General features: G+C 71.4%; 12 protein-coding genes. 6 read left to right on the forward strand and 6 right to left on the reverse strand.

Features of this window, described 5'->3' with window-relative positions; genetic code table 11:
• From B9H04_RS16485 to B9H04_RS16495, 3 genes are all read right to left on the reverse strand, one after another.
• The coding region (locus B9H04_RS16485; protein ID WP_139835140.1) for a DUF2891 family protein at positions 1-452 on the reverse strand (452 nt) is incomplete at its 3' end.
• Positions 453-563: 111 nt separating this feature from the next.
• Positions 564-1,022 (reverse strand): NOB1 family endonuclease, encoded by a 459-nt coding sequence (locus tag B9H04_RS16490; RefSeq protein WP_049930887.1) that lies wholly within the window; start codon positions 1,020-1,022, stop codon positions 564-566.
• Positions 1,022-1,267: a PRC-barrel domain-containing protein gene (locus tag B9H04_RS16495; protein ID WP_049930889.1), complete on the reverse strand. Its 246-nt coding sequence runs from the start codon at positions 1,265-1,267 to the stop codon at positions 1,022-1,024. Before B9H04_RS16495 ends, B9H04_RS16490 begins: the two co-directional genes overlap by 1 nt.
• Before the next feature lie 191 nt (positions 1,268-1,458).
• Here B9H04_RS16495 and infB point away from each other — a divergent pair, with 191 nt between their 5' ends.
• The 3 genes from infB to B9H04_RS16510 all read left to right on the forward strand — a co-directional run bounded on the left by infB (position 1,459) and on the right by B9H04_RS16510 (position 3,874).
• Positions 1,459-3,252, forward strand: coding sequence for a translation initiation factor IF-2 (gene infB, locus B9H04_RS16500; RefSeq protein WP_085682868.1), 1,794 nt, complete (start codon positions 1,459-1,461; stop codon positions 3,250-3,252).
• 41 nt (positions 3,253-3,293) lie between these two features.
• The gene (locus B9H04_RS16505; protein ID WP_049930893.1) at positions 3,294-3,473 is read left to right on the forward strand and encodes a hypothetical protein; all 180 of its coding nucleotides are present in this window, start codon (positions 3,294-3,296) and stop codon (positions 3,471-3,473) included.
• Between the two features lie 74 nt (positions 3,474-3,547).
• Positions 3,548-3,874, forward strand: coding sequence for a hypothetical protein (locus B9H04_RS16510; RefSeq protein WP_049930895.1), 327 nt, complete (start codon positions 3,548-3,550; stop codon positions 3,872-3,874).
• Positions 3,875-3,897: 23 nt separating this feature from the next.
• On the opposite strand, the gene B9H04_RS16515 is transcribed toward B9H04_RS16510, so the two are convergent.
• From B9H04_RS16515 to B9H04_RS16525, 3 genes are all read right to left on the reverse strand, one after another.
• Entirely contained in the window at positions 3,898-4,473 is a 576-nt protein-coding gene (locus B9H04_RS16515; protein WP_049930897.1) for a hypothetical protein, read from the reverse strand.
• Positions 4,474-4,760: 287 nt separating this feature from the next.
• Positions 4,761-5,828: an mRNA surveillance protein pelota gene (locus B9H04_RS16520; RefSeq protein WP_085682869.1), complete on the reverse strand. Its 1,068-nt coding sequence runs from the start codon at positions 5,826-5,828 to the stop codon at positions 4,761-4,763.
• 25 nt (positions 5,829-5,853) lie between these two features.
• Positions 5,854-7,101 carry a DUF4013 domain-containing protein gene (locus B9H04_RS16525; protein WP_049930901.1) on the reverse strand — a complete coding sequence of 416 codons (1,248 nt, stop codon included), beginning with the start codon at positions 7,099-7,101 and terminating at the stop codon, positions 5,854-5,856.
• A 238-nt stretch (positions 7,102-7,339) separates the two neighbouring features.
• On the opposite strand from B9H04_RS16525, the gene B9H04_RS16530 reads away from it, so the two are divergent.
• The 3 genes from B9H04_RS16530 to B9H04_RS16540 all read left to right on the forward strand — a co-directional run.
• Positions 7,340-7,759: a hypothetical protein gene (locus tag B9H04_RS16530; protein WP_049930903.1), complete on the forward strand. Its 420-nt coding sequence runs from the start codon at positions 7,340-7,342 to the stop codon at positions 7,757-7,759.
• On the forward strand, positions 7,756-8,691 hold the full coding sequence (locus B9H04_RS16535; RefSeq protein WP_085682870.1) for an alpha/beta hydrolase: 936 nt from the start codon (positions 7,756-7,758) through the stop codon (positions 8,689-8,691). Before B9H04_RS16530 ends, B9H04_RS16535 begins: the two co-directional genes overlap by 4 nt.
• Positions 8,692-8,767: 76 nt before the next feature.
• The coding region (locus B9H04_RS16540) for an MTH1187 family thiamine-binding protein (RefSeq protein ID WP_085682871.1) at positions 8,768-9,079 on the forward strand (312 nt) is incomplete at its 3' end.

A 9,079-nucleotide genomic window follows, 5' to 3' on the forward strand; every position in this document is an offset into this window, starting at 1 on the left:
GTCTCGCGCCACGCGTCGGCGCGCGGGTCGTCCCACAGGTCGAGTTCGGCGGCGAGCCGGAGCAGCCACGCCCAGCCGTACGGCTCCTCGAAGCCGGGGTTCTCGTCGAGGTAGGCGACCTCGCTCGCGACGCTCTCGGGAGCCAGTCGCTCGTCGATCCCGGCAGCGATATCGGCCTCGTCCGGGTGGTGCGGAACGAGCCGCAGCGCGCGGACGAGCGCCCAGTGGCTGTGGACCGCCGAGTGCCAGTCGAAACAGCCGTAGAAGACGGGGTGGTCCTCCGACGGGGGCGGCGGCGCCTCCGGCCCCTCGACGGCACCCCGATAGTGGGGGTACTCGGTCTCGACACCGTCGAGCGGGTGGGCGGCGAGCGCGGTCGCGACCGCGTCGTCGAGCGCGTCCGCCCGCCCGGATCGGAGCGCGTCCGGCGACAGCTCCTCGAAGGCGTTCATGCCGGTCGGTCGGCGGGGCGCCTGTTCAATCGGTCGGTCGGGTGCGGACCGGTCGCACGCGGCTCGGGAGCGCGAGGAAACGACTCGCGCCGCGGCGCTCCGACGGCCCGGTCACGCGGGGTTTTTCCGCGTCAGGTCGCTGCCGCAGATCGGACACCGCTCCTTGTTCTCGTCGAAGGTGCGGTTGCAGCCGACGCACTGGAAGCGCCACTCGCGCTCCTCGGTGATCCCATCGCGCTCGATGGGCTCGACCGGGAGGTCGAGCCGCTCGGCGACGTTCTGCATCGCGTAGTCGTCGGTGACGAGCGTCCCGTGAAGCTCCAGCGCGGTCGCGATGAGCCGGATGTCGGTGTCGGACAGCTCAGCGGCGTCGCCCGACCCCTTCGCGGCCCGGCGGACTCGGTCGACCGCCTCGGGCGCCGGGACGTGAACGGTCATCCCGGAGCCCTCCATCGCGTCGAACCGGAGCGCGACCTCGCCTGTCAGTTCGTCGTGGACCGCCGGGATGGAGACCACGTCCTCGTCGGTCGTGTACTCGTGGATGAACGCGGACGAGTCGAGGACCTGCATCAGCGGGCGACGACGATGTAGTCTTTCACCGCCTGTACGTTCGCGACCGGGACCCGGAGCCGCCCCATCTCGTCGACGTCGAAGTCGACGCGCTCGCTCCTGAGCTGCTCGTGCGGGCTGACGAGCAGGTGGTTCAGCTCGCCGGACTCGAGGTTCATCGTGATGTTGTACAGGTCCCCGAGCTCCGTGCCGTCGGCGCTCATCACCGCCTTCCCGGAGAGGTTCTCCGCGAGGATGTCGACCATACCCGCACGGTCCCGGGCGACGGTCTTAAACGCCACGGGCCGTCCGACGGGCGACCGACGCGGACGGGCTCGGCGCCGGGCGCTCGGTGACTGGGCACCGGTTTCGCCGCCGCGGATCACCGCGGCGTTTTGAAAGGCTTAACTGACGGCCGGAACGAATGGTGGCTATAACCTTCTCGGGGCGATCACATATGACCGACCACACACACGCGGACACCCTGCGAACCCCCATCGTCGCCGTGCTGGGTCACGTCGACCACGGCAAGACGAGCCTGCTCGACACGATCCGCGGCTCCGCCGTCAGCGAGGGCGAGGCCGGCGCGATCACCCAACACATCGGGGCGACGGACATCCCGCTCGACACCATCTCCGGCATGGCGGGCGAGCTGATCGACCCGTCCGACTTCGACCTCCCCGGCCTGCTGTTCATCGACACGCCGGGCCACCACTCCTTCTCGACGCTGCGCGCCCGCGGCGGCGCGCTCGCCGACATCGCGGTGCTCGTCGTCGACGTCAACGACGGCTTCCAGCCGCAGACGGAGGAGGCGATAGACATCCTCCGGCGGACGGGGACGCCGTTCGTCGTCGCGGCCAACAAGGCCGACACGACGCCGGGGTGGAACCCGCAGGACGGCGAACCGATCCAGAAGAGCATGGAGGCGCAGTCGGAGCGCGCGAAGTCCATGCTCGACGAGAACCTCTACGAGATTATCGGCCAGCTGTCCGACGCCGGCTTCTCCGCCGACCTCTACTGGCGCGTCCAGGACTTCCAGAAGAACATCGGCGTCGTCCCGCTCTCGGCGCTCACCGGCGAGGGCGTCCCGGACCTCCTGACGGTCCTCATGGGTCTCTCCCAGCGGTTCATGAAAGAGGAGATGGCGATCGACGTCACGGGGCCCGGCGAGGGGACGGTCCTCGAAGTGAAAGACGAGCGGGGGTTCGGCGCGACCGTCGACACCGTCGTCTACGACGGCGTGATCCGGAACGGCGACACCATCGTGGTCGGCGGACAGAACGAGCCGATCGTCACCGAGATCCGCGCGCTGCTCCGTCCGCGGCCGCTCGCGGAGATCCGCACCGAAAAGGAGTTCGAGAAGGTCGGCGAGATCGGCGCCGCGGCCGGCGTGAAGATCGCCGCGCCCGACCTCGACCAGGCGATGGCGGGCGCGCCGGTCCGGGTCGTCCGCGACCGCACCGCCGATCAGGTCATCGAGGAAGGGAAGGCCGAACTCGCCGAGATAGAGGTCGAGACCGCCGACAACGGTGTCGTCGTCAAGGCGGACACGCTCGGCTCGCTGGAGGCGATGGCGAACGCCCTCCGCGAGGCGGAGGTCCCGATCCTGCGCGCCGAGGTCGGCGACATCGCGCCGCGCGACATCGCGGTCGCCGAGACGGCGAACCAGGACGAACACAAGGCGATCCTCGGGTTCAACGTCGACCTCCTCAAGAACGCGGAGTCGGACTTAGAGAACGCGGACGTGAAGCTGTTCAAAAACGAGGTCATCTACCAGCTGGTCGAAGACTACGAGCGCTACGTCGAGGAGAAGCAGCGCGCGCAACAGGAGACGGTGCTGGACAAAGTGGTCCGTCCGGCCCGCTTCCGCATCCTCCCCGACCACACGTTCCGGCAGAACGACCCCGCGGTCGTCGGCGTCGAGATCATCTCCGGCACGCTCCAGAACAACCGCAACGTCGGCTACTTCGAGGGCAACGAGTTCGAGCGCGTCGGCGACCTCTCCGGGATCCAGAAACAGGGCGACGACGTCGACGAGGCTCGCGCCGGCGAGCGCGTCAGCATCGCTATCGACGGCCCGACCGTCGGCCGCGGCATCGAGGAGGGCGACACCCTCTGGACCGAGGTGCCAGAGAAGCACGCGAAGATCCTCGAACAGGAATTAAAAGAGGAGATCACCGCAGACGAGCGCGAGGCCCTCCAAGGCTACTTGGAGACGCGCCGGAAGCGCGACCCCTTCTGGGGGAAGTGACTCCGACAAGACTCTTGTAATCGGCGTCGCCACGTCTGCCTATGGTCTCCCGAGAGAACGCGGTCATCCTCCTGTTCATGGCGGCCGGCTTGGCGCTGGCGTACGGCGGTCGCGTCGCGACGGGCCTGAGCGACACCGTCCTGATCGGCGTGCTGATACTGGTCGGCGTCGTGGCGCCGCAGGCGGTGATTGGCTACCTCGACGCCGAGAACTCGGGGTGACGCGGCCCCGTCCCCTCCGAGCGCACCCGTCGATCGCGTGTCGCCGTTATGTGCGTCGAGCCCGTAACGGGGGTATGGAGACGACCGTGATCGAACACGACGGCGCGATGCTCGCGCGGCTGGAGGGCGACGACCGGGTGTTCGAGGTGCGCTTCGACGCGCTCGAACCGACCGACGTGACGCTGCGGTTCCGCCGCGGCGGCGAGCGCGTCGGGAGCGTCTACAACGACGACGGCACGAAGCGAACGATGGCGCGCCTCACGACCGCTCGCGAGGGGACCGACTTCATCGGCGTCGAGGTGCCGAAGGAGTTCGTCGCCGAGGTCCTGGACACGGCGCTTGAAACGGGCCGCGTCACCGACGAGACCGCAGCCGAGGGGTATCGACTCCGGGTGCTCTGAGCCGACGCGCCGCGCCCCCGGAGTCAGGCGTACAACAGGATGATCACCGCGACGAACGCCAACTCGCCGCCGACGAGCAGCGCGGCCAACAGCCAGGCCTTGTAGGTCCACAGCCACTCGCGGGCGTCCGCGAACCGGCTCCCGCCGTCCGCCTCCGAAGCGGCGCGGTACGCGGCGTCGACCCGCCAGCCCGTCTCCGAGTCGTACGTCGCTGGCACGCGGGTGCCGACGAGCTCGTCGACGTCGAGCGGCGAAACGCCCGCGGCGTCCAGAAATCCGAGGAATTCCTCGGACTCCTGAAGCGATCCGTCGCGGGGCGCGTCGAACCGCTCGGTGTGCGTGGCGTCGCCGTGCGGCGGACGCATCTCGACGACCACTCGGTCGCCGACCGAGCGTACCCGAGTGACGATCAGCGCGTTCTCCTCGTCGTTGAGGTACGCCTCGCGGAGCCGGCGCTTCACCTCCTCGTCGACGCCGGCGTCGTCGAGGTCGTCGGGGAGGGTCTCGGAGTCGGGGAACGCGTCGGCGTCCGCGTTGTCAGCGCCTTCGCGGTCGGCGGTCGTCGAGACGCTCTCGTCACCGCCGGATCGGTCCGCCATCGACCCGGGATTGGCGACGCGCTCTGATAAGGTCACGGCCGCTCCCCGAACGCGATACGTGACTGTCGTCGCTACGAGCGACCCCCTGACCGAGCATAGCGAAGCCCCGGCCGCTCGGCGATGCGCGGTCACCGACCCGAGCACGACCGCCGAAGCCCCGGCCGCGCGCCTCACGCCTCCCCAGCCTCGTCGCTGGCGCCGGCGGCGCCAGCGACTCCCTCGCGCGTGCGGCTCGGCCGCGAGGCGGCCTCGCAGGCACGCGCCACCGCACCTCGACTGTCAGCCGCTCACTGGAGCCGGTAGCGTAAGATCGCGGCGATACCGCCGAGGTTGGCGAGCTGCTCGCCCGGCGCGAACTCCGAAGAGAAGACGACCACGTCGCCGCCCTGCTGCTCGACCGACTCGATCACCGCGTTCACGTCGATCTCCCAGTCGCCGTCCCCCTGCCGCTCCGTGCGGAGGCGCTCGTCGACGACGAGCAGCGTCTCGACCGCGCCGAACTCGGCGGCCTCGGCGGTGTCGTCCGGGCCGTACGTCGCCTTCTCGCCCGTCGCGATGTTCTCGGTCAGCTCGTCGATGAGGCTCGCCTCCTTCGAGATGCGGGTCTCCTTCTGGACCTCGTCGACCGCGCCGCGCTTGAGCACCTCGTGGACGCCGCGGTCGCCGGCCGCGGAGGTGTCGACGGTGGTGATCCGGTCGGAGAGGTCGCGGAACTCCTCGTCGACGTAGTCGCGGGCGTCGTTCTTCGTGAAGCCGGGCCCGGCCAAGATTACGGCGTCGGCGTCGAGGTGCGCGAGCGCCTCGCCGAGTTCCGCGAACAGCTCCTCGCGGGGGCGAGAGAACTCGCCTTTGCCGGTCGGCTTCGTGAACGAGGCGTACTCCTCCGTGCCGTACTGCTGGACCGTGTGGACGTACGCCGCGCCCTCTGCCACGGTCGCGATGGCCACGTCGGGGTTCTCCGCGGCCTCGGTGGCCTCCTCCAACCGCTCCGTCTGGTCGGGCTTGAAGTGCTTCTCGACGGTTATCTCGTCGTGCTCCTCGACGTTGAGCGTGTGGTGGGCGTTGAGCTGGTCCTCCCGCGAGCAGCCGACGATGACGCCCGAGACGCGGAGGCGGTTGGCGAACCGCGCGAACTCCACGTCCTCCACCTGAAGGGTGACGAAGATGTGTTCGCGCTGCCCGCCGGTGTCCCGCATCTGGTCGTCGTTCCGCTGGATACGTCTGGTGGTGTCGCCCTCGACGAGGTCCCCGGGTTCGAGGACGTGCGCGAGGTGCCAGAGGTCGTCCACGTTCTCGGGGACCAGCGTGAGCCGTTCCCGGCCCTCTTCGCCGTACCCCCGCCCGGAGATGCGCATGTCCGAGCGTTCGCTCGGGACCGTATCAACTCTTGTCTTCCGCGTCGGAGAGCCGCGGCCCCCACACGAAGCCGCCGTCCGGGCCGGCGGCGTCGGGCTCGTCGGCGTCCGTCCCGTCCGGTTCGGCGGCGTCCGCGTTGACCTCCGCGGTCGCGTCGGCCGGGTCATCTCCGCCCTCGATCGGCACGGTTCGACCGGTCTGGACCGCGGCCGGCGGCTCGCTCCGCATCGGCCGCCCGCCGTCGCCGGACACGGCGGGAACCGACGGGGCGTCGCGTCCGCGGCCGACCTCGGCAGCCGCTGTGCCGCCCCGAGCCGCCACCTTGCCGCGAGTCTCCGTGCCGCCCCGAGCCGTCGCGTTGCCGCGAGTTATCGCGTCGCCGCGGGTCGCCACGTCACCACGAGCCGTCACATCACCGTGCGTCGCACCCGTTTCGCGGAGCGCTCGGCCACCGGCGTCCGTGGCGATGTGAGCCTCCGTAACGCCCGGCTCCGTCCGGCTGTCGGGGCCACCCGCCATGGCGGCGGCCGCGCCCCGCCCGTAGAGTCCGTGTGCGACGACGCGGACGAGGAAGGCGAGCGCGACGCCGACGACCAGCGGCGCCGTCGGCGCCGCGACGGCGTACCCGACGGCGAGCGCCCCGGCGGCGAGCGTCCACCCGGTGGCGTACGGGCCCGTCGCGGCGATGTCGGCCACCGTCTGCGGACTCAACCCGTCCCTGAGCCGCCCGGAGGCGGCGAACGCGGCGAGCGCCGCCGGGCGGACGTACGCGAACGCGAGGAGGTACGCCCCGACGAGGGCGGCGACGACGCCGACGGCCGCGACCGCGACGACCGCCGGCCCGCCCGGCCCGAGCGCCGACTCGACCGCCGTCGCTGTCGCCGCCGGGTCGACCGGCCCCTCGATGAGGGCCGTGACGACGCCTCCGGCGACCGCGAGCCCCCCCGCGAGCGGCGCGAGCAGCGCCGCGGACAGCAGCACCGACTTGACGCCGTCTCTGACCAACTCCCCCCACGCGACCAGCGAGGGCGTGCCCGTCGCCTCACCGGTCTGGATCGCGCTTCGAGTCACCCGGACGAAGTACCCCCGCGCGACGAGCCACGGCGCGAGCGCGACCGGCGCCGCCGCGGCGACCGCCGGGCTGACGAAGAGGACGCCGACGAGCCACGCCGGCGTCAGCACCCACGCCAGCAGGGTCACGGCGCCGCCGACGAGGACAACGCCCGCGGTGTCGTCGGTTCGGGTCAGCGCCGTCGCGGCCGCGGTGAGCATGTGACTACACACAGGAGCGGGAGCAGCATAAATGGTCTCCGGCCCGAGCGTTTATACCACTCCACGGGTTACACCAAGTTGGCCGCGCGGGACAATCGTGTGCCTCTGACAACCTATCTGCGGCCGCCACTCGGCGGTCGTCCCCCGCCCGCGGCTTTCGTCTGACCGTACCATCCCAGCGGCGGCGCCGCCGGCGTGTGCCGGTACCGATTTATCCCGTCCCGCCGACGGATAGGGTATGACCGGCGACGAGCGGACGGCCGACGTGGAGCCGGCGCTCCGCAGCTACGGCGTCAGCGTCGAATCGATCGACGGGGGCGACCTGCTGGAGCTGACGTACATGACCGCCTTCCCCGGCCGCGAGGTCCACCGCGGCGAGATCGGGCGCGCGCTCAACGCGCTCATCGACCGCGCGGAGGCCGACGAGTGGGACCCCGTCCGCGTCGAGGGCACGGTCGTGCGGTCTCCCGGCGATGTCCTCGGGACGTGGCACGCCGAGGCGGAGTGGTTCGAGGCGCTCGCGCGCTACGAGATCTCCGAGACGGAGTTCTCGGCCCGTGTGCTCGACACGCTGAACGAGACCGAGGCGGAGGGCGAACCCCCGGGCGCGTCCGGCGGACCGGACGCGTCCGAGGCGGATCCGGAGGGCGACCGGTGACCCGCCGACATCCCGTCAACCGAGCGCAGCGCCGCCTCGCGCGCCCGGCCCGAGAGCGGTTCGCCACCCGGGCGGTCGCGTTCGACGCCGACGGAGCGACCTGTCGCGGGACGCCGTACCTGCCCGGCGGCGACGCCGACGACCCGCCGATCGTCGTGATGGCGCCCGGGCTCGGCGCGGAGCGCACCTTCGGTTACCCGGCCGTCGCGGAGCGGTTCGCCGACGCGGGCTACGCCGCCCTCCTCGTCGATCACCCGGAGTTCGGCGAGTCGGACGGCGACTCGCAGACGGTCGACCTCGCCCGCCAGCGCGCGGCGTACGAGGCCGCGATCGACCGCGCGGGCCGCCTCGACGACGCGGGCGACGACCTCGTGTTGTGGGGCGCGTCGCTGTCGGCCGCGCACGTCCTGACGCTCGCCGCGGAGCGCCGGGACGTCGACGCGGTCGTGGGCCTCGTCCCGATGCTCGACGGGCGCGCGATCGCCCGCCGACGCGGCGGGCGGTACCTGCTCCGCTCCGGCATCGCAGGGCTCCGCGACCTCGTCGGGCACCGGGTCGGTCGCGGTCGCACCGTCCCCATCGTCGGCGGGACGGACGAGCGCGCGGCGATCACGGAGCCGGGGACGAAGCGGAAGTACCTGGACCTCGTCGACCGCGAGTCGGCGTGGCGCAACGAGACCCCCGCCCGGTCGCTGCTCGGGCTCGTCGGCTACCGCCCCGTGACGCGACTCGACGAGGTCGACGCGCCGACGCTGCTGCTCGCGGGGACCGACGACAACATCGTTGACGCCGAGTCGGTCGCGGACGCCGGCGAGCGGCTCTCGCGCGGGACCGTCGTCGCCATGCCCGCCGACCACTTCTCGGTGCTCGGCGACGACTTCGAGGGCGCGATCGGGCACCAGCTCTCCTTCCTGCGCGACGCGCTGGAGTAGGTCGCCGCGGGAGAGGCGAACTCGGGCGTCGTCGCCCGCGCGACCGCTTAAGTGAGTCCGCGGCGCATCCCCGCCCATGACAGCCATCGCGATGCTGAGCGTCGCCCCGGTGGTCGAGGAGAGCATGGCCGAGGAGGTGGCGGCCGCCGTCGCCGCGCTCGACGACTTCGACGTGAGCTACGAGACGAACCCGATGGGGACCGTGATCGAGGCCGACGACGCCGAGACGCTGTTCGCGGCCGCGGCGGCGGCCCACGACGCGGTCGACGGCGACCGCGTCTCGACGGTCCTGAAGATCGACGACAAGCGGGCGAGCGACGGGACCGCGGACGAGAAGGTCGAGGCCGTCGAGGAACAGCTCGGTCGCTGGCTGCCATACACCTCTGAC

Source organism: Halorubrum ezzemoulense DSM 17463 (assembly GCF_002114285.1).
In the GTDB taxonomy this organism is placed as follows: Archaea; Halobacteriota; Halobacteria; order Halobacteriales; family Haloferacaceae; genus Halorubrum; species Halorubrum ezzemoulense.

What these genes read in the sequence shown, in the direction of transcription:
- B9H04_RS16490 (WP_049930887.1), bottom strand. Translation starts at nt 1,022, where the DNA reads ATGCAGGTCCTCGACTCGTCCGCGTTCATCCACGAGTACACGACCGAC.
- B9H04_RS16495 (WP_049930889.1), bottom strand. Translation starts at nt 1,267, where the DNA reads ATGGTCGACATCCTCGCGGAGAACCTCTCCGGGAAGGCGGTGATGAGC.
- infB (WP_085682868.1), top strand. Translation starts at nt 1,459, where the DNA reads ATGACCGACCACACACACGCGGACACCCTGCGAACCCCCATCGTCGCC.
- B9H04_RS16505 (WP_049930893.1), top strand. Translation starts at nt 3,294, where the DNA reads ATGGTCTCCCGAGAGAACGCGGTCATCCTCCTGTTCATGGCGGCCGGC.
- B9H04_RS16510 (WP_049930895.1), top strand. Translation starts at nt 3,548, where the DNA reads ATGGAGACGACCGTGATCGAACACGACGGCGCGATGCTCGCGCGGCTG.
- B9H04_RS16515 (WP_049930897.1), bottom strand. Translation starts at nt 4,473, where the DNA reads ATGGCGGACCGATCCGGCGGTGACGAGAGCGTCTCGACGACCGCCGAC.
- B9H04_RS16520 (WP_085682869.1), bottom strand. Translation starts at nt 5,828, where the DNA reads ATGCGCATCTCCGGGCGGGGGTACGGCGAAGAGGGCCGGGAACGGCTC.
- B9H04_RS16525 (WP_049930901.1), bottom strand. Translation starts at nt 7,101, where the DNA reads ATGCTCACCGCGGCCGCGACGGCGCTGACCCGAACCGACGACACCGCG.
- B9H04_RS16530 (WP_049930903.1), top strand. Translation starts at nt 7,340, where the DNA reads ATGACCGGCGACGAGCGGACGGCCGACGTGGAGCCGGCGCTCCGCAGC.